This window comes from Burkholderia sp. BCC1638, from assembly GCF_902833195.1.
GTDB lineage: Bacteria > Pseudomonadota > Gammaproteobacteria > Burkholderiales > Burkholderiaceae > Burkholderia > Burkholderia diffusa.
Window position 1 is genome coordinate 164614 of sequence record NZ_CADFEC010000006.1, and the last position, 19666, is coordinate 184279.

Below are 19666 nucleotides of genomic sequence, written 5' to 3' on the forward strand. Positions count from 1 at the left end.
GCCGCCAACCCGTTCATGACGGGTTGGCGTTTTTTTTTATCCGCGCACGGCCTTCACGACGTACTGGCTCGTCGGCACCACGTCGATCTTGTCGAAATCGATGAAGCGTCCGCAGCTGTCCATCATCTCCGCGACGTTGCGCTGGAATTTCTCCTCGTCGCCGACCGCATCGAAGAACGCGTACGGATCGGTCATCGCCGCGGCCGGGAAGCACTCCTCGACGATCGCGTCGTAGCCGGGCGCCGCATGCGTGAGCGCACGCACGATCACGTTCTGCACGTACAGGAAGTTGTCCTGCGTATCGATCGCGACGCGCGTGTGATGTCCGTGCCATACGTCGAGCCATGCTTCGTGCGTGAGGCGCGGCGGGCGCTTCAGGAACGCGAGCTGCGAGAAGCCGCTCGTGCGCTCGCCGGGCCGCGCAGGAAAGCGCGTGTTCGGAATCGGCTGCGACTCCGTGACGAGATACGCGGCCATGTGCGGGACGATCGCGCGCACCGCGTCGTCAAACGGCTGACGGAACATCGGGTTCGCGCTGTCGATCCACATCGCGACGATGCCGTCGATGCCCGGGTGCGTGTTGGTCTGCTTCAGGCCGGCGGCCGGTGCGACATCGGCGTCGGCAACGTTGACCTGCACGCCGTGCGCCCCTAGCGACAGCAGCTTGTCGGCGAGCTGCGCGCGCACGCTGCGGCTCCACTGCTCGGGCGCGGCCTGTGCATCGCGCCACAACACGTAAATGACTTTCTCCATTGCTCCGGCTCCAAAGGGAATGACGAGGTCGGCGGCGCTGCCGCCGGGTTTCAGGAAGCGCTGACGGCCGGATCGGTCGCACCAGATGCGTCTTGCGCGCCCGGTGCGAAGCGGTTGGCGGTCAGCGTGAACGACGGCGGAATCGGCGACGTGACGGTTTCGAACAGGCGCTCGTGACGCGTCGCGTGAATGCGCCACACGCCGTCGCGCTTCACGTACTGGTCGTCGTAGAACGCGGTGCCGTGCAGCAGGTAGTTGTCCTCCAGATTGATCACATGATCCTCGAGAAACCACACGCCGCACGCATGATCGGCGGACACCAGCGTGAGCTCGGGGTGGTGGCCGTGATGCATCGTCAGGAAGGTCGGCTTGCCGATCAGTTCGCGCAGGCTGGACACGAACGCGTCGCGGCCGTCGTACGCGTAGCGGCCGCCGTACAGGCGCGCCTCGCAGTCCTCGGTCAGGCATTGCGCGAGCAGCGACCAGTCGTGCGTGTCGACCGCGCGGAAATACCGGTACTTCAGCTGGCGGATCTGCTCGTACTCGTGGAGCGTGCGGGTCGTCTCGTCCATCGCCGTGTCTCGTGTTGGTGTCATTCGATGGTAGGAACGAACCCGCCTGCATCACATCGTCTGTTCGGACGAACGCCGCGGGGGCTGCGTTCAACCTCGCCGATACGCGGCATCGTGGTTCATCCAAACAGGTGATGGCCGGCCTCCCTTGCGCCTGTAACGTGGCGTCGACGCGGCTTCGATCCGCGCACACGAGACCAAGGAGACGGCATGACCCCGATCGAACGAATGGAAGTGCGCGTGCGCAGGCTGGAGGACGCCGACGCGATCCGCCGCCTGAAGGCGCGCTACTTCACGTGCTGCGACCGGAAGGATCCGCAAGGGATGCGCGACTGCTTCGCGCCCGGCACCGTGCACATCGACTACGGCCGGATCGGCACGTTCGACCACCGCGACGCGCTCGTCGACGTGTTCGAGCGGCTCGGCTGCCACCCGCACATCGTCGAGATGCACCACGGCGTGAATCCCGACATCACCGTGCTCGACGACACACATGCGCGCGGCACGTGGGGCCTGCATTACCAGATGCTCGACACGAATTCACGCACGCTCACGCAGCTCGGCGCGACCTACGACGACGAATACCGGAAGGTCGACGGCGAATGGAAGATCGTGAGCACGCGCTGCGTCGTCACGTCGACGCTCTCTGCCCGCTACGACGGCGACGCGCCTGGCGTGCTGTTCGCCGACGCGCAGCCGCCCGCCGCGTGACGACGCGAACTATCCACGCAGGTTGAAAAGCAATCCTCAGGAGACATCGAACATGGCACAGAACAACGAGGCGCCGGTCGCCGTCGTGACAGGCGCGTCGCGCGGCGCGGGCAAGGGCATCGCGCGCGCGCTCGGCGCGGCCGGCATGACCGTCTACGTGACGGGCCGCTCGCAGAACGAAGGCGACGCGCCGCTGCCCGGCACGATCCACGAAACCGCGCGCGAGATCGACGCGCTCGGCGGCCGCGGGATCGCCGTCGCGTGCGACCACGCGGACGACGCGCAGGTGAAGGCGCTGTTCGAGCGCGTCGAACGCGACAGCGGGCGGCTCGACATCCTCGTCAACAACGCGACCTACCTGCACGACCAGTTGATCCTGCCGGGCCCGTTCTGGGAGAAGTCGCTCGACCTCGTGAACATCCTCGACGTCGGGCTGCGCTCGGCGTACGTCGCGAGCTGGCACGCGGCGCCGCTGATGGCGAGGCGCCGCAGCGGGCTGATCGCGTTCACGTCGTCGTTCGGCGCGAGCTGCTACATGCACGGCGCCGCGTACGGCGCGCAGAAGTCCGGCGTCGACAAGTTCGCGAAGGACATGGCCGTCGACCTGAAACCGTTCGACGTCGCGGCCGTGTCGATCTGGATGGGGCCGCTGCGCACCGAACGCACGACGCGCGTGTGGGACGAGCATCCGGATCTCTACAAGGAATTCTCGCTCGTTGCGGAAAGCCCGGAATTCACCGGCCGCGTGATTCATGCGATCCACGCCGATCCGCAGCGCATGGCGCTGTCGGGGCAGGTGCTGGTCGGCGCGGAAGCCGCGCTGCAGTATGGCATCGCGGATCTCGACGGCAAGCAGCCGCCGTCGTATCGCGAACTGCTTGGCGGGCCCGTGCAGGCTCATCCGGCGATCGTCGCTTAAGGAGTGCAGATGGGCATCCTCGAAGGCAAGGTCGCGCTCGTGACGGGCGCGGGGCAGGGCGTCGGGCAAGGCGTCGCGCACGCGCTCGCGGCCGAAGGCGCACAGGTGGCCGTGGTCGGCCGCACGCGCGACAAGCTGGTCGCGACCTGCGACGCGATCCGCGCTCGCGGCGGTATCGCGGAGCCGTTCGTGTGCGACGTGATGGACGCCGCGCAGATCGCGCGCTGCGTCGATGCGGTCGTCGAGCGGTTTCGCGGCGTGCAGATCCTGATCAACAACGCGCAGGTCGTGCCGCTCGGCCGCCTGCTCGACGTTACCGACGCGGATTTTCTCGCGGGCCTCGAGTCGGGGCCGATCGCGACGCTGCGAATGATGCGCGCGTGCCATCCGCATCTGAAGGGCGATGGCGTGATCGTCAATTTCGCGTCGTCGGCCGCGGTGCGCTGGGACGCGTCGGGCTATGGCGCCTACGCGGCGACCAAGGAAGCGATTCGCGCGCTCACGCGTGCGGCGGCATGCGAATGGGGCGCCGACGGCATTCGCGTGAACGCCGTCGCGCCGCACGCGCTGTCGCCGGGCCTGAAGGGCTGGGTCGACGCGAATCCGGACGAAGCGGCCGCGTTCTTCCGCACGATCCCGCTCGGCCGCGTCGGCGACTGCGAGCAGGACATCGGGCGCGCGATCGTGTTTCTCGCAAGCCGCGACGCCGCGTACCTGACCGGTGCGACGCTGCCGCTCGACGGCGGGCAGGCGTACTGGGGCTGACGGCGAACGCGAAACACATCAAGGGCCGGCACCGAGGCGCGTGGCAGTGCGTCGCGGCCGGCAAACCGGAATCGGAAAGCATCGAGGAGAGAACGACATGGGTCGACTGGAAGGGAAGGTGGCGATCGTCACGGGCGGCGCGCGCGGGATGGGCGCCGCGACATGCAGGCTGTTCGTCGAGCAGGGCGCGCGCGTCGTGATCGGCGACGTGCTCGACGCGGAAGGCGAGGCGCTTGCGCGCGAACTCGGCGATGCGGCACGCTTCATGCGGCTCGACGTGAGCGACGAGGCGAACTGGGCGCGTGTCGCCGATGCGACCGTCGAGCAGTTCGGCCGCATCGACGTGCTCGTGAACAACGCGGCCGTGCTGATGTTCGGCGCGATCACCGAATTGTCGAAACGTGATTTCGAGCGCGCGGTGTCGATCAATCTCGTCGGCACGTTCGTCGGCATTCGCACGATCGCGCCGCGCATGATCGCGCAGAAGAGCGGGTCGATCGTCAACATCTCGTCGGTGGACGGGCTGCGCGGCGTGAACGCGCTGGCCGCCTACGTATCGAGCAAATGGGGCGTGCGCGGCCTGACGAAGGTGGCGGCGCTCGAACTCGGCCACCAGGGCGTGCGCGTAAATTCGATCCATCCCGGTGGCGTCAACACCGCGATGTCGAATCCGACCGGCGCGCCGCTCGACGAGATCAACAAGCACTACACGCACGTGCCGCTGCAGCGCGTCGGCTTGCCTGACGAAATCGCGCGTGCGACGCTGTTTCTCGCGAGCGACGAAGCGTCGTACTGCAACGGCGCCGAACTGTCCGTCGACGGCGGGATGGCGGCAGGCGCGTATTACCCCGGATTGCCGGGCGCGCCGTTTTGAGCGGTAGGGCACACAACGCATGCGCGATGGATGTTTGTGTGCGCAACCTAATTCAGGGTTTGCCTGAGTAGCGAAAACACGAATCTGCATCGCGACAGTTAGCGTGCATCGCATGCGAACCTGTCGCGCGATTTTTCCGTTTTCGCGAAACCCTTGCAGGACGGACGTTCCAGCCGTTTCGTCCCCAAAGCTCACGCGTCGGTGCAATAAAAAGAACGCGCCGGCAAGCGGCATGCCGGCGTGTCGTCACAGTTGTTTCTTGTTGCAACGCAACGCCCGCCCGATAACGGCGATGGTATGCTGGCCGGCATGGAGTTGTACGGCAGGTTGCTTGCATGGCGAAACTCGCGTTCGCACGCTCATACGAGACATCACATTCTCTCGCCCGCATCGCGGCATCGACACGCGCTCCGCTCGCGCGTCCCGCCTTGCGCGTCGCTGCATCCTGCGCTCCGACCGCATTCCCCATCTCGCGGGCGCGTCCCGCATCCCCCATCCCCGCCCAATAGTCTGGAGACATTTCCATGTCGCAAAACAATCTGGCCGAAGCGACGCACGGCCCGCTGATCGCTCCCCCGGCATTCGTCAAGCATCGCAAACTGATCGACTGGGTGTCGCGTATCGCGGCGCTCACGGAGCCCGACCGCGTCGTCTGGTGCGACGGCTCGCAGGAAGAAAACGACGCGCTGTGCCAGGCGATGGTCGATCAGGGCACGCTCACGCGCCTGAATCCGGCGAAGCGCCCGAACTCGTATCTCGCGCAGTCCGATCCGTCCGACGTCGCGCGCGTCGAGGACCGCACCTTCATCTGCACCGAATCGCCCGACGACGTCGGCCCGACCAACAACTGGATCGCGCCGGAAGAAATGCGCGAGACGCTGAACGGTCTGTTCCGCGGTTCGATGCGCGGCCGCACGCTGTACGTCGTGCCGTTCTCGATGGGCCCGCTCGGCTCGCCGATCGCGCACGTCGGCGTCGAGCTGTCCGACAGCCCGTACGTGGCCGTGAACATGCGGATCATGACCCGCATGGGCCGCGACGTCTACGACGTGCTCGGCGAGGACGGCGAATTCGTGCCGTGCGTGCACAGCGTCGGCCATCCGCTCGAAGCGGGCCAGAAGGACGTGCCGTGGCCGTGCAACCCGGTCAAGTACATCGTGCACTTCCCCGATACGCGCGAGATCTGGAGCTTCGGCTCGGGCTACGGCGGCAACGCGCTGCTCGGCAAGAAGTGTTTCGCGCTGCGCATCGCGTCGACGATGGGCCGCGACCAGGGCTGGCTCGCCGAACACATGCTGATCCTCGGCGTGACGTCGCCGGCCGGCAAGAAGTATCACGTCGCGGCGGCGTTTCCGTCCGCGTGCGGCAAGACCAACTTCGCGATGCTGATTCCGCCGCAGGGTTTCGACGGCTGGAAGGTCACGACGATCGGCGACGACATCGCCTGGCTGAAGCCGGGGCGCGACGGACGCCTGTATGCGATCAACCCGGAAGCCGGCTTCTTCGGCGTCGCGCCGGGCACGGGCGTGAAGACCAATCCGAACGCGATCGCGACGCTGAAGGAAAACGTGATCTTCACGAACGTTGCGCTGACGGAAGACGGCGACGTGTGGTGGGAAGGCCTGACCGACACGCCGCCCGCGAAGCTGACCGACTGGCAGGGCAATCCGTGGACGCCGGAGATCGGCAAGGAAACCGGCCGCAAGGCCGCGCACCCGAACTCGCGCTTCACGGCGCCGGCATCGCAATGCCCGTCGATCGACGCGGACTGGGAAAATCCGGCCGGCGTGCCGATCGACGCGTTCATCTTCGGCGGCCGTCGCTCGACGACCGTGCCGCTCGTGACCGAGGCGCGCGACTGGATCGAAGGCGTGTACATGGCCGCGACGATGGGCTCGGAGACGACCGCCGCGGCTGCCGGCCAGCAGGGTGTGGTGCGCCGCGACCCGTTCGCGATGCTGCCGTTCTGCGGCTACAACATGAGCGATTATTTCGCGCACTGGCTGAAGCTCGGCAAGCAGATCGAAGGCGCCGGCGCCACGCTGCCGAAGATCTACTGCGTGAACTGGTTCCGCAAGGACGCGAACGGCAAGTTCGTGTGGCCGGGCTTCGGCGAGAACATGCGCGTGCTGAAATGGATGCTCGATCGCCTCGAGGGCAACGGCGGCGGCGGCGACCATGCGTTCGGCGTGTCGCCGGCCTATGACGACCTGCACTGGGATGGGCTCGACTTCACGCGCGAGCAGTTCGAGGCGGTGACGTCGATGAATGCCGGCGAATGGCGCGAGGAACTGAAGCTGCATGCGGCGCTGTTCGACACGCTGAAGCTGCGTCTGCCGGCCGAACTGACCGACACGATGAAGAAGATCGAGCAGCGCATCGGCGGCTGACGATCGGAGTCGAAGCAACGAAGTAACGACGTGGTGGCATGAACGTCCCGCCGCCGGCATGCATCGCCGGCGGCGGGACGTTTTGTTTCTGCTTCGTTTCAGCGTTGCGCGTGTCGCGCCGGCAGTGCGCCTACGCGCCGCAATGCTCGACCACTTCGTTCACCGCGCGCTGCACGTCGCCGCGCCGGTAGCGCAGCAGCGCGATATCGGCCGGATCGGGTTCGTACGACACGACGTTGCCGCGCCCCGTGTAGATCGCCATATCGGGCAGCAGCGGATGCTCCTGATCGAGCGACGGCACCGGCTGCGGATTGCCGGCCGCGCGGAAGAAGGCCGCGAAGTAGTCGGCGAAGCTCAGGTTCTCGTCGCCGACGAGATACGCCTTGCCGGATGCGCCGCGTTGCAGCGCGCCCCAGATCGCTTCCGACAGCGACTGCGTCGAGATGAAGTTGCTGCCGCCTGCCGGCCCGTATACCGGCAGGCCGGCGAGCTTGTCCTGCGCATAGCCCGTGTACGCGGCGAACATCTCGTTGCGCAGCCCCGGCACCGACCCGACGACGAACGGCGCATTGACGCTGCATACCGCGAACGACGGCGACGCGAGCGCGCGCACGCGTTCGTCGGCGAGATGGCGCGAGCGCACGTACGGCACCGTGTCGACGAGTGCCGGCGCGACCTGCGGATAGAAGCTGCCGACCAGTACCGCGCGCTTCACGCCCGCATCGCGCGCGAGCGCGAAGAAGCGCGGCACCGCGTCGACGTTCGCGCGTTCCCAGTGCGCGGCTTCGTCGGTGCCGGGCGGCAGGTGACGAATGTCGTTGCCTGCCGCGAACACGACCGCGTCGAACGGCGCGAGATCGTCGCGCGTGAAGTTGCCGGCCACGTAGTCGCGCAGCAGCACGTCGAATTGCGCGAGTGCGCTGCCCGGCGCGGGCGGCTTGCGGGCGGCGAGCGTCACGTCGTTGCCTTGCGCGTGCAGATGCAGCGCGGCGTGGCCGCCGATGAGGCCGGTGCCGCCGATGATCAGGATTTTCATGGTGTCTCCGAGGGCGGCGCTGGCGCGCCGCATGAATTGAACCGACGATTGAACGAGTGAAGCCGCGCGGATCGGCGCTCAGAAGTTGAAGCCGTTGCCCGTGACGACCGGCATGTTGGTCCAGAAGCCGTTCGGGTCGCGATACCAGCCGGCCGCCGCGAGCGCGCCGCCGTCCACGTGCAGCGTCGTGCCGGTGACCCACGCGGCGAGCGGGCTCGCGAGGAACAGCGCGGCGCCCGCGATGTCGCCGGCCGCACCGAAGCGCCCGAGCGGAATCCAGCGCGGGATGTGCGCGCGATGCTCGGCCGCGACCATCGCGCTCACGGGCACCTGCGGCGTCTCGGTGGTCTCCGGCGCGATCTGGTTCACGCGAATGCCGGCCGGCCCGAGTTCGAGCGCGAGGCTTTTCGTGAAGCCGGTCAGCGCGGCCTTGAACGACGCATAGACGCTGCAGTTCGGAATCGCGCGGAAGCCTTCGATCGACGACACGCCGACGATGCTGCCGCCCGCGCCGCGCTTGCGCAGCAACGGCAGCATCGCGCGCGTGACGACGAACACCTGGCGCAGGTTCACGTCGAACAGCCGCGCGATGTCGTCGTCGGTATGGTCGTCGAACGGCTTCGCGATCTGCAGGAAATCGCCGACGTTGTTGACGAGCACGTCGAGGCCGCCGAAGCGTGCGTCGATCGTTCGCGCGAATGCGTCGACCTCGTCGCGGCGCGTGACGTCCACGGCGCCGACGAGCGCGTCGACGCCCGCGGCTTCGAGCGCCTGGCGCACGTCCTGCGCGCGAGCGGGGTCGAGCTCGGCCACCGCGACGCGCGCGCCCGCCGCGCCGAATGCTTCCGCGCACGCACGGCCGATGCCCGCGCCGCCGCCGGTGACCAGGACCGTCTTGCCGGTAAATGAAATCATCACGACACTCCTTCGAACGGAAAAGCCGCGAGCCGCATCACAGCGACGAAACGAGTTGCGCGTTGTCGATCCGCAGCTCCGCGCCGTTCACGAAGCGCGACTCGTCGGATGCGAGAAACAGCACGAGATTCGCGACGTCCTGCGGGTCGCACATGCGTGCCATCGGATCGTTGCCGATGCCGAGTTCGGCCGGATCGAGGCCGGGCATCAGCGCCTGCGTCATCGGCGTCCAGATGCCGTCCGGGTGGATCGAGTTGCAGCGGATCCGGTAGCCGCTGCGCTTGCAGTGCACGGCGACGCTGCGCGCGAGCGCCGTCACCGCGCCTTTCGAGCCGGTGTATGCGCACATCATCGGCAGGCCGCCGAGCGCGGCGACCGACGACATCATCACGATCGAGCCCGGCGTGTCGTTGTCCTTCATCGCGCCGATCGCGTACTTGCAGCCGAGGAAATAGCCGTCCGCGTTGACGCGCAGCACGCGCCGCCAGGTGTCGAGGCTCGTGTCCTCGATCGAACCGACCGGGCAGATCGCCGCGTTGTTGACGAGTACGTCGAGCCGGCCGAAGCGATCGAGCGTCGACGCGATCGCGTGCCGCCAGCCGTCCTCGTCGGCGATGTCCTGGCGCACGAACAGCGCCGTCTCGCCGATTTCACGCGCGAGCGCGCGGCCCGCATCCTCGTCGATGTCGGTGAGCACGACGCGCGCGCCCTCGGCGGCCAGCAGCAGCGCATCGGCGCGGCCGACGCCGCTCGCCGCGCCGGTGATCAGCGCGACCTTGTTTGCGACTCGATTCATCTTTGGGTCGATTTCCTGTGACGTTGAAAGAAGGCGGGCGCTCATTCGGCGCCCGGCGCGCGGCCGGCCTTAACCGCATCGAGCGCGGCCGCGCCGTAGATCTGCGCGATCGTGTCGTCGACGCGCGGGTTGGTGCGCAACTCGTGGCCGCCGTCGACCGCGAAGCTCTGGCCGGTGACCCAACCCGATTCGGGGCCCGCGAGGTAGCGCACCGCATGCGCGATCGCATCCGGTTCGCCGAGCGTACCGAGCGGAATCTGTTCGAGGAAGCTGTCGACCAGCGCATGGTTGTCGAACATCGGGGCGGTGGCTTCGGAGCGCGTGAGGCCGGGCCGCACCGCGTTCACGCGGATCTTCGCGCCGGCGAGTTCCTCGGCCGCGCCGCGCACCAGCGCCTCGAGCGCGGCCTTCGCGGTGCAGTACGCGGACAGCCAGCGGAAATTGATCTGCGCGGCCGTCGACGAGATGCAAACGATGGCGCCGCCGCCGCTATCGGCGAGCCGCGGCGCGGCGTGACGGATCGCGGCGAACGCGCTGTGCAGGTTCAGGTCGATTTCCGCGCGGAAGCTGTCGGCGTCGTGCATCAGCAGCGGGCGAAACCCGGCACCGCCGACGGTCGGCACGACGATGTCGAGACGGCCGTCGAGCGCCCACGCGGTATCCAGCGCGGCCTGCAGGTCGGCGTCGTCGCAGGCGTCGCCGGCGTGGATCGCGACGCGGCTGCCGGGCACCGTGTCGGCAAGGCGCCGCTGCGTGCGTTCGAGCGCGTCGCGGCGGCGGCCCATCAGCACGACGGCCGCGCCATCGGCGGCGAGCGCGTGCGCGCAGGCCGCGCCGATGCCGCCGGCGCCGCCCGTGACGAGCGCGGTGCGGCCGGCGAGGGGAAGGGGCGAGCGCATCGTTCAGCCCTCCAGCGGCAGGTCTTGCGACCAGTCGACGTGCAGCGTGCGCACGGCGAAGCGCCACGTGCCGCCGTCGAACACGCAGCGGTCGCGATAGCGCAGCCCCCAGTCGAGCTTGCGCTTCACGCCGTCGCGGACATACACGTGGCACGCGACGCCATAGGTCTCGACATCGGCTTCGCCGCCGTCGAGCGTGACGAGCTGGTTGTGCACGTGATGCTGGGTCGTCTCGTAGCGCTCGATCACGCTCATTCCGGCGACGATCGCATCGCGGTCGTCGAAGCGGAAACCGGGGCCGTCGAGCTGCGCATCGGCGGTGAAGAGGGTGGCGAGACGCGGCCAGTCGCGCCGGTCGACGGCTTGCGCGTAACGGCACGCAAGTTCGTACAGCGCGTGGCGGGGATTCGAATCGGTCATGCGGTACTCCCGTGAGTGAACGGAAAGCGTCTGCCGCGCCGCGAGCGCGGACGCGGCGGCATTGCGACGTCGACGCGCAGGTTCGCATCTGACCGATCGATCCTCATCATCCATACGGAGCAGGGTAAGGATCGGGGAAAACACCGGGATCGGCGGCGGTGCAGCGTCCGATGTTGCGATGCGGCGGCTGACGCATGGCATTCGTCCGACGGTGACGCGGCTCGTCGCAGCAAGCCGGGGCAGATGGTTTGCGGGTCCTTCGGTCGAACCGACCGCGCATCAATGCTGCAACGCGGCATGCCGCATGCAGCCCGCTTCGCGTTTGTCCCTAGTCGAAACGGACGATGGCCGGCGAGCCGGCGCTGGCTACCGTGCAGTCATCCGGTGCCGCTGCATGTGGCCGGTCGCCGGACACGAACCGCGATAGCGGCCAACCGGAGGGGACGACGATCATGAGACTCACGATTCGCAAGCTGTGCGTAATGGCGATGGGCACCTTCGCGGCGATGGCAATGGCGCGATATGGCGCCGAGCAGGTTCCGTCGCCGCCGTATGCGGCCGGCATCCTGCAATGCCGCTCGGTCGATTCGAACGGCCTGCCGACCGGTTGCGTACCGATCGATCCGTCGCACTTCGGCTTCGCCGCGCTGCGCGGCATGTGACGCCGGCGCGGCCGTGCGCCGCGCCGATTCGATGTCGCCCGGAAGCCGTCGCGATGCGGCGGCGTCCTGGCGGACACACCGGGGGGCACCGCGATACATGCGTCGCGTGGCGCCCATCCGGTTTCCGTCGTCGTTCGAATCTCCCGCCCGCGACACCACGCGCGGCTCGACTGCGCACGCTCGAACGCTCGCATCGACAACGCGCCGAGGTCCGCGTCGGGCCGCCTGCCCGCGGTGCTTCGCCGCGACCACCGTCTTTCACCGATTCCCTTCACGCAGAACCATTACGCGATGTCATCCGACTATTCCCTGACCCGCCCCCTGAACATCCGCGACGTGCCTCGCTGGGATGCCGAACACGACGTCGTGATCGTCGGCTTCGGCGCGGCCGGCGCGTGCGCGGCGATCGAAGCCGCGAGCGCCGGCGCCGACACGCTGATCGTCGAGCGCGCATCGAGCTACGGCGGCACGAGCGCGCTGTCCGGCGGCGAGATCTACCTCGGCGGCAGCGGCGGCACGCCCGCGCAGCGGCAGGCCGGCTTCAGCGACGATACCGAGGACCTGTACCGCTACCTGATGCTCGCGGGCGGCCGGGACGCGGACGAGGCGAAGGTGCGGCTCTACGCGAACGAGAGCCTCGCGCATCACGACTGGCTCGTCGCGCAGGGCCTCACGTACAAGAACACGTTCATCGCCGAGCGGATCGTCGAACCGGAAACCGACGACTGCCTGATCTGGTCGGGCAGCGAGGAGGCCTGGCCGTTCAGCGAGGCCGCGAAGCCGTGCCCGCGCGGCCACACGCCGCAATGGCCGGGCTGGGGCGGCGGGCAGATGCTGATGCGCGTGCTGGCCGAGCGCGTGCAGGCGCTCGGCGTGTCGATGCGCTACGACACGCGCGCGCTGGCGCTGATCGTCGACGATGCCGGCGCGGTGCGCGGCGTCGTGCTGCGCGCGTACGGCGAGACGGCATGCGTGCGGGCGCGCCGCGCGGTGATCCTGTGCGCGGGCGGCTTCGCGATGAACCGCGACATGGTGCGTCGGCACGCGCCGCAGTTGCTGCGCTCGGACGAACCGATCGGCAGCCCGGGCGACGACGGCTCGGGCATCCTGCTCGGCCAGAGCGCGGGCGGGGCCGCGATCCACATGGACCAGGGCTTCGTCAGCCTGCCGTTCTACGCGCCCGAATCGCTGATCCACGGGATCTTCGTGAACGCGCGCGGCCAGCGCTTCATCAACGAGGACGGCTATCACGGCCGCACCGGCCATCACGCGTTCCACCAGGCCGACGACCGGATCTACCTGCTGGTCGACCAGGCGACCTACCAGGAGCCGCCCGCGATCGCACGGATCGGCATCGCGGCGGCGGGCGAGACATGGGAGGAAGTCGAACGCGACCTGCAGATGCCGGCCGGCACGCTGACGGCGACCGTCGACGTCTACAACCGCCACGCGGCCGAAGGCACCGATCCGCTGTTCCACAAGGCGAAGAAGTGGCTGAAGCCGCTGATCGAGCCGCCGTTCGTCGCGCTCGATTGCCGGATCGACTACGCGTTCTATCCGCATTTCACGCTGGGCGGGCTCGATACGCTGCCGACCGGGCAGGTGCTCGACGCCGCGCGCGTGCCGGTGGCGGGCCTCTATGCGGCCGGCCGCACGAGCTGCGGGCTGCCGCGCTGGGGCGCGGGGTACAGCTCGGGGCTGTCGCTGGCCGACGCGACGTTCTTCGGCCGGCGGGCCGGCCGTCACGCCGCGCGTTCGGCGGCGAGCGAGGCGCTGCGCAGCGCGGCGTAGCGTCGCCTTTACCCTTTACGGGAAAGCACGACGCCCCGGGCAACCGTGTTGCACCGGGGCGTCGTCGTTTCAGGCGGATGTCGGCGGAGCGTCGGCCGGCCGTCAGCCGAGATCGAGCGCGTTCGTCAGGTCGCCGGGCGGCGGCGCGCCGCGCGACGCGAATGCCTTGTCGCGCGCGGCGACGCCGTCGAGCGGCGCGAGCCCGTGCACGCGGCTGATGAAACGCAGGATCGAGTTCGTGTCGTACATCGTGTGGTCGACGTAACCCTTCTTCGCGAACGGCGAGATCACGAGCGCGGGAATCCGCGAGCCGGGGCCCCAGCGATCGCCGACCGGCGGCGCGACGTGATCCCACCAGCCGCCGTTCTCGTCGTGCGTCATCACGATCACGGTGTTCGCCCACTGCGGGCCGCGCCGGATGCGTTCGATCACGTTCGCGATGTGGCGATCGCCGGATTCGACATCCGCATAGCCGGCGTGCATGTTCAGGTTGCCTTGCGGCTTGTAGAACGCGACGGCCGGCAGGCGGCCCGCGTCGATGTCGGCGATGAAATGGTTGGTCGACGGCTCGTCGCCGAGGCCCGCGTCGCGCAGGTGCTTGCGGCGCGCGTCGGTGCCGGGCGCGTAGTTCGCGAAGTAGTTGAACGGCTGATGGTGGTACTGGAAATCCGGCACCATGCCCGTATCGCGGTGCTCGAGCGCGTATTGCCACGCGCCGCTGTACCACGCCCAGTCGACGTTCTTCTCCGACAGGCGGTCGCCGATCGTCGCATGGCCCTGCGGCGGGATCACGCGATGGTCGGCCGGATCCGCGTATGCGGCATTGCCAGGGTCGGCCGGCGGCACGTAGCTCGGCTGGTACGGCGGCGCCATCGTGTTGACGCCGTAGCCGTCGGGCGTCAGCGGCCCGTCGACCGCGAACTTCGGCGGGCCGTCGAGCGCAGAGGCCGGCGAATCGGCGGCGAGCGTCAGCCGCGTGCCGGCCGGATCGTCGCCGTCGACCTTCGACAGCAGCTTCGCCGCGTGCGGATGCTTGTGCGCATCCGGATAGATCGGCGGCTGCGCGGAAATCAGGAACATGTGGTTCAGCCACGAACCGCCGAAGGCCGCCATGAAGAAGTTGTCGCACAGCGTGTATTGCCGCGCGAGGTTCCACAGCCGCAGCGAGTCGGCCGAATTGCGGTAATGGCCCATCACGAGGCCGCCCGAATCGGCCCACGCGGCGAACTGGTTGTTGCGGCCCGCGGCGATCTGCATCTGGTTCTGATAGAAGCGATGCCATAGGTCGCGGGTGATCACGCCGTTCGGCAGCGGCTTGCCCTGCGCGTCGGCGATCCGGAACGGCGCGTTCGGCAGCTTGTCGATGTCGCGCTCGGCGATCGCGTAGCGCTTGCCGTCCACTTCCTGCGCCTGCGGCACGAGTCCGCCCCAGATTTTCGGCAGCACGGGCAACGGCGTCTTGCCGTCGCGATCGAGCTGCTGCGCATGCTCGGGCCGCACCTCGCTCAGCGGGTAGCGCACACCGGGGAAGTCGCCGTACAGGTTCGCGAAGCTGCGGTTCTCCGCATAGATCACGACGATGTGGCGCACCTGCCGGCGCAGCGCTTCGTCGAGCCGCAGGTCGGCGGCGGAGCGCGGCGCGCTGCCCGGCGTGGTCTCGCAGCCGCCGAGCGCGACGCCCGCGCCGAGCGCGGCGAGGCCGCCGAGCATGCGGCGGCGGTCGGGATCAACGGGAAGGTCGTCGGGGCGATCGGGGGTGTCGTTCACGTCGTGAGCTCCTCGGATGGGCGGTTGTCGTTCGATGCGCGGCAGCGTCGCGCGGCCTGCCGCGACGCGGGACGGGACGCAACGGCCGGCGTCGCGCCCGGGCGGGGCGATGCCGGCTGTCACAAAAATGTCATGAGCGCGACTATAACGCGCCGGGCCGCCGCGACGAAAGCTGTTTGTCGGACGATGCGGGACGCCCGCGCGCGAACTAGACTTGAATCACGGGCGGCGCATTGCCGTGCGTCGTCCGCGCGAACGGCGCGTGGCGCGCCTTCGCGGTGTCATTCATGCGACGAAACGAGGCGACGATGACGCGGATGCATTCCGTATGCGCGTGGCTGCCGATGCCGCGTGCCGGCCCGGCGCGCGGGCACGCATAAGCGCGCAGCGGCGCGACCGGCCGGCCCGATGCCATGGACAGGAAATTCGACTTCGCAGGATTGTTGATCGCGGCGGGCTTCTTTGTGCTGTTCGCCGCGCAGTTGCTGATGCTGCGTCCGGCGTCGACGCTGATCGCGTACAGCGATTTCCATCGGCTCGTCGCCGCGCGGCTCGTCGACGATCTCGAGATCGGATCGACGACGATCACAGGCACGCTGACGATGCCGCAGGCCGGCGCGATGCTGCCGGCGTCCGATGTCGCGGCCGTGAAGTCGGGCGGCACGCCGCCGCGCTTCGCCACCAACCGCGTGACCGACCCGCAGCTGATCGACACGCTGAGCGCCGCCGGCATCCGCTTTCACGGCGCGTCCGACACCGGCTGGATCGCGTCGCTCGCGTCGTGGCTGGTGCCGCTCGTCGCGTTCGTATTCATCTGGAACCTGATGCTGCGCAAGCGCGGCGGGCTGCAGGATTTCACCGGAATGGGCAAGAGCCGCGCACGCGTATACGTGCAGCAGGAAACCGGCATCACGTTCGACGACATCGCGGGCATCGACGAAGCGAAGGCCGAGCTGCAACAGCTCGTCTCGTTCCTGCGCGATCCGGATCGCTACCAGCGGCTCGGCGGCAAGATTCCGAAGGGCGTGCTGGTCGTCGGCGCGCCCGGCACCGGCAAGACGCTGCTCGCGCGCGCGGTGGCGGGCGAGGCGGCCGTGCCGTTCTTCTCGATCAGCGGCTCCGCGTTCGTCGAGATGTTCGTCGGCGTCGGCGCGGCGCGCGTGCGCGACCTGTTCGAGCAGGCGCAGCAGAAGGCGCCGTGCATCGTGTTCGTCGACGAGCTCGATGCGCTCGGCAAGGTACGCGGTGTCGGCCCGATGTCCGGCAACGACGAGCGCGAGCAGACGCTGAACCAGCTGCTCGTCGAGATGGACGGCTTCCAGGCCGGCTCCGGCGTGATCATCATGGCCGCGACCAACCGGCCGGAGATTCTCGATCCCGCACTGCTGCGCCCGGGCCGCTTCGACCGTCACATCGCGATCGACCGGCCCGACGTGAACGGCCGCCGTCAGATCCTCGGCGTGCACGTGAAGCGCGTGAAGCTCGCGGCCGACGTCGACCTCGGCGAACTCGCGTCGCGCACGCCGGGCTTCGTCGGCGCCGATCTCGCGAACGTCGTCAACGAGGCCGCGCTGCATGCGGCGGAACTCGGCAAGCCGGCGATCGGGATGGACGACTTCGACGAGGCGATCGATCGCGCGCTGACCGGCCTCGAGCGCAAGAGCCGCGTGATGAACGCGCAGGAGAAGCTGACGATCGCCTATCACGAGGCCGGCCATGCGCTCGTCGCGGAAAGCCGCGCGCATTGCGATCCGGTGAAGAAGGTGTCGATCATCCCGCGCGGGGTGGCCGCGCTCGGCTATACGCAGCAGGTGCCGACCGAGGATCGCTACGTCCTGCGCAGGAGCGAGCTGCTCGACCGGATCGACGCGCTGCTCGGCGGGCGTGTCGCGGAAGAACTCGTGTTCGGCGACGTGTCGACGGGCGCGCAGAACGATCTCGAGCGCGCGACGGCGATGGCGCGCCACATGGTCATGCAATACGGGATGAGCGAGCAGATCGGGCTGGTGAGCTTCGACGACGGCGATGCGCGCACCGGCATACCGGGCGCATGGCATGCGGGCGAGGCACGCTGCAGCGAGCACACCGCACGGATGATCGACGACGAGGTGCACACGCTGCTGACCGATGCGCATGCGCGCGTCGCGTCGACGCTCGGAGAGCGTCGCGAAGCGCTCGAGCGGATCGCACGACGGCTGCTCGCGTGCGAGGTGCTCGAACGCGATGCGTTGCAGGCGCTGATCGACGGGCGCGAGGCGCCTGGCGCCGCGCCATCCACGACCGATCTCGGGCCGGGCTCGGGCGCGAATGCGCCGGAGCAGGCGTCGGCGATCGAGCGCGATTTCGTCGCATACGGGCCGCCGCGCGAACCCGAACGCTGAAGTGCGAGCCTGTCGCGCAGCCGGCGGGTGGCCACGAGCGTGCCGCACCGTCGCTGCGATTCAATCTCGCCGGCGAGGCGTTGCGCCGGCGTTTCGTTTCCCCTTTTCCAGTCACGGAGTCGCCATGAGCGAGGCGCACGTATCGGTCGATGTCGCGCAGCATGCGCGTTTCAGTTTCGAAGTCACGTTTGCCGGCACGGAGCTTTCGCCGGTGCTCACCGACGAGCCGCCGCCGCTCGGCGCCGGCCGCGGTCCGAATCCCGTCCGGCTGCTGGCCGCGGCGGTCGCGAGCTGCCTCGCGGCGAGCCTGTTGTTCGCGCTCGAGAAACAGCGCGTCGATCCGCAGCCGGTCACCGCGCATATCGACGTCGACATGGTGCAGAACGAAGCGGGCAGGGTGCGCGTGGGCGCGATGGCCGTGACGCTGTCGGTCGGCAAGGCGTGGGCCGATCTCGCGGCGGCCACGCGCATGCTCGACCGGTTCGATGCATATTGCGTGGTGACCGAGAGCATGCGCGAAGGCATTCCGATTTCGGTGGCGGTGCGGGATGTGAACGGCGCGGTGCTCGACCGCGAGATGACCGGCGTGTGAGCGTGCGTCAGGACGCGGTCGCGGCGGCGACTTCCGCCGCTTCGGCGAGCGCGTCGAGAAAGCGTGTGCGCCACCAGTGCACGTCGGTCTTGCGCACGATCGCCATGAGCGCGTCGTGACGCTGGCGGCGCTCGTCGAGCGGCATCGTGAGCGCGCGCTGGATCGCCTGCGCGGTGCCTTGCGTGTCATACGGATTGACGAGCAGTGCGGGCTTCAGTTGCTCGGCCGCGCCCGCGAAACGCGACAGCACGAGCACGCCCGGATCGGCCTCGTCCTGCGCGGCGAGAAACTCCTTCGCGACCAGGTTCATCCCGTCGCGCAGCGGCGTGACGAGCGCGACGCGGCTCGCGCGGTAGAGGCCCGGCAAGCGCTTGCGCGCGACCGTGCGGTGGATGTAGCGCATCGGCATCCACTCGAGTTCGCCGTAATCGCCGTTGATCGCGCCGCACAGGCTATCCATCTCGCGCCGCAGGTCGTCGTATGCGCCGAGATCCTCGCGGCTCGGCGCGGCGATCTGGATCAGCGTCGCGCGGTCGCGGTTCTCCGGATATTGTTCGAGCAACTGACGGAATGCGTGCACGCGCTGCGGCAGCCCCTTCGTGTAGTCGAGCCGGTCGACGCCGACGAGCAGCTGGCGGCGCGAATATTCGTCGCGCATCCGCTCGAACATGTCGATGCCGTCGCGATTCTCCGCGAGCGCCGCGAATTCGTCGACGTTGATGCCGATCGGGAACGCACCGGCCGACAGCGTGCGGCCGAACGCGTGCAGGCGGCCGTCCGGCAGCCGCGCGGCGCCGGCTTCGGCCTCGACGTAATGCTCGAAGTGAAGCAGATCCGATTCGGTCTGGAAGCCGACGAGATCGTAGGCGAACAGCGAGCGCATCAGCCACTCGTGCTCCGGGATCGCGGCCATGATCGGCGGCGGCGGCATCGGAATGTGCAGGAAGAAGCCGATCGGATTCGTGCAGCCCGTCGCACGCAGTTCGGCGGCGAGCGGAATCAGCTGGTAGTCGTGGACCCAGACGACGTCGTCGGGGCGCAGCAGCGTGCTCAGCTTGCGCGCGAACAACTGGTTCACGCGCCGGTAGCCGTCCGCGAAGCGGCGGTCGAACTGCGCGAGATCGAGGCGGTAGTGGAACACCGGCCACAGCACGTTGTTCGAGTAGCCGAGGTAGTACGCGTCGTAATCCTGCGGATCGAGATCGATCGTCGCGAGCTGGATGCCGCCGACATTCTGGATCTGCACGTCGTCGCCGTGCGCGGGGCGTTCGCCTTCGCCACGCAACCTGCCGCTCCACCCGAACCAGACGCCGCCCGATTCCTGCAGGCTGTCTTTCACGGCCACGGCAAGCCCGCCTGCCGCGGCTTTACGGGGATCTGCAATACGATTGGATACGACGACGAGTCGGCTCACCAGCTCTCC

The 19666-nt window shown here is 68.6% G+C and carries 18 protein-coding genes; 9 read left to right on the forward strand and 9 right to left on the reverse strand.

Annotation, left to right across the window (positions count from 1 at the left end; all coding sequences use genetic code 11):
- Positions 1-36: 36 nt before the first annotated feature.
- Positions 37-753: an EthD domain-containing protein gene (locus HWX22_RS09425; RefSeq protein ID WP_175909961.1), complete on the reverse strand. Its 717-nt coding sequence runs from the start codon at positions 751-753 to the stop codon at positions 37-39.
- Positions 754-803: 50 nt separating this feature from the next.
- A complete protein-coding gene (locus tag HWX22_RS09430; RefSeq protein WP_175915485.1) occupies positions 804-1325 on the reverse strand; it encodes a nuclear transport factor 2 family protein in 522 nt (173 codons plus the stop codon).
- Positions 1326-1535: 210 nt separating this feature from the next.
- Between HWX22_RS09430 and HWX22_RS09435 the strand changes: the two genes are divergently transcribed.
- The 5 genes from HWX22_RS09435 to HWX22_RS09455 all read left to right on the forward strand — a co-directional run bounded on the left by HWX22_RS09435 (position 1536) and on the right by HWX22_RS09455 (position 6984).
- The gene (locus HWX22_RS09435) at positions 1536-2036 is read left to right on the forward strand and encodes a nuclear transport factor 2 family protein (RefSeq protein ID WP_175915486.1); all 501 of its coding nucleotides are present in this window, start codon (positions 1536-1538) and stop codon (positions 2034-2036) included.
- 52 nt (positions 2037-2088) lie between these two features.
- Entirely contained in the window at positions 2089-2955 is an 867-nt protein-coding gene (locus tag HWX22_RS09440; RefSeq protein WP_124622762.1) for an SDR family NAD(P)-dependent oxidoreductase, read from the forward strand.
- 9 nt (positions 2956-2964) lie between these two features.
- Positions 2965-3720 carry an SDR family oxidoreductase gene (locus HWX22_RS09445; RefSeq protein ID WP_175915487.1) on the forward strand — a complete coding sequence of 252 codons (756 nt, stop codon included), beginning with the start codon at positions 2965-2967 and terminating at the stop codon, positions 3718-3720.
- Between the two features lie 97 nt (positions 3721-3817).
- Complete coding sequence (locus HWX22_RS09450) at positions 3818-4594, forward strand: glucose 1-dehydrogenase (protein ID WP_059690153.1); 777 nt, start codon at positions 3818-3820, stop codon at positions 4592-4594.
- A 524-nt stretch (positions 4595-5118) separates the two neighbouring features.
- Entirely contained in the window at positions 5119-6984 is a 1866-nt protein-coding gene (locus HWX22_RS09455; protein ID WP_059700504.1) for a phosphoenolpyruvate carboxykinase (GTP), read from the forward strand.
- A gap of 130 nt (positions 6985-7114) precedes the next feature.
- Here the strand turns inward: HWX22_RS09455 and HWX22_RS09460 are convergent, their stop codons facing one another.
- The 5 genes from HWX22_RS09460 to HWX22_RS09480 form a co-directional block, all read right to left on the reverse strand.
- A complete protein-coding gene (locus HWX22_RS09460) occupies positions 7115-8020 on the reverse strand; it encodes an NAD-dependent epimerase/dehydratase family protein (protein ID WP_175915488.1) in 906 nt (301 codons plus the stop codon).
- A 78-nt stretch (positions 8021-8098) separates the two neighbouring features.
- The gene (locus HWX22_RS09465; protein WP_208456471.1) at positions 8099-8932 is read right to left on the reverse strand and encodes an SDR family NAD(P)-dependent oxidoreductase; all 834 of its coding nucleotides are present in this window, start codon (positions 8930-8932) and stop codon (positions 8099-8101) included.
- Positions 8933-8972: 40 nt separating this feature from the next.
- Positions 8973-9731, reverse strand: coding sequence for an SDR family oxidoreductase (locus HWX22_RS09470; RefSeq protein WP_175915489.1), 759 nt, complete (start codon positions 9729-9731; stop codon positions 8973-8975).
- A gap of 41 nt (positions 9732-9772) precedes the next feature.
- Positions 9773-10630 (reverse strand): SDR family oxidoreductase, encoded by an 858-nt coding sequence (locus HWX22_RS09475; RefSeq protein WP_175915490.1) that lies wholly within the window; start codon positions 10628-10630, stop codon positions 9773-9775.
- A gap of 3 nt (positions 10631-10633) precedes the next feature.
- Positions 10634-11050: a nuclear transport factor 2 family protein gene (locus HWX22_RS09480; RefSeq protein WP_175915491.1), complete on the reverse strand. Its 417-nt coding sequence runs from the start codon at positions 11048-11050 to the stop codon at positions 10634-10636.
- Positions 11051-11502: 452 nt separating this feature from the next.
- On the opposite strand from HWX22_RS09480, the gene HWX22_RS09485 reads away from it, so the two are divergent.
- Together HWX22_RS09485 and HWX22_RS09490 are read left to right on the forward strand one after the other, a co-directional pair.
- Positions 11503-11712 (forward strand): hypothetical protein, encoded by a 210-nt coding sequence (locus tag HWX22_RS09485; RefSeq protein WP_175915492.1) that lies wholly within the window; start codon positions 11503-11505, stop codon positions 11710-11712.
- Between the two features lie 291 nt (positions 11713-12003).
- Positions 12004-13503 carry an FAD-dependent oxidoreductase gene (locus tag HWX22_RS09490; RefSeq protein WP_175909947.1) on the forward strand — a complete coding sequence of 500 codons (1500 nt, stop codon included), beginning with the start codon at positions 12004-12006 and terminating at the stop codon, positions 13501-13503.
- A 102-nt stretch (positions 13504-13605) separates the two neighbouring features.
- Here HWX22_RS09490 and HWX22_RS09495 read toward each other — a convergent pair whose 3' ends face one another.
- Positions 13606-15270 (reverse strand): acid phosphatase, encoded by a 1665-nt coding sequence (locus HWX22_RS09495; protein WP_175915493.1) that lies wholly within the window; start codon positions 15268-15270, stop codon positions 13606-13608.
- A gap of 413 nt (positions 15271-15683) precedes the next feature.
- Here HWX22_RS09495 and ftsH point away from each other — a divergent pair, with 413 nt between their 5' ends.
- Both ftsH and HWX22_RS09505 read left to right on the forward strand, forming a co-directional pair.
- The gene (gene ftsH / locus HWX22_RS09500) at positions 15684-17651 is read left to right on the forward strand and encodes an ATP-dependent zinc metalloprotease FtsH (RefSeq protein ID WP_175909945.1); all 1968 of its coding nucleotides are present in this window, start codon (positions 15684-15686) and stop codon (positions 17649-17651) included.
- Between the two features lie 124 nt (positions 17652-17775).
- Positions 17776-18243, forward strand: a complete 468-nt coding sequence (locus HWX22_RS09505) for an OsmC family protein (protein WP_175909944.1) — start codon at positions 17776-17778, stop codon at positions 18241-18243.
- A 7-nt stretch (positions 18244-18250) separates the two neighbouring features.
- Here HWX22_RS09505 and otsA read toward each other — a convergent pair whose 3' ends face one another.
- Positions 18251-19657: an alpha,alpha-trehalose-phosphate synthase (UDP-forming) gene (otsA, locus tag HWX22_RS09510; protein ID WP_059525559.1), complete on the reverse strand. Its 1407-nt coding sequence runs from the start codon at positions 19655-19657 to the stop codon at positions 18251-18253.
- Positions 19658-19666: the final 9 nt, after the last annotated feature.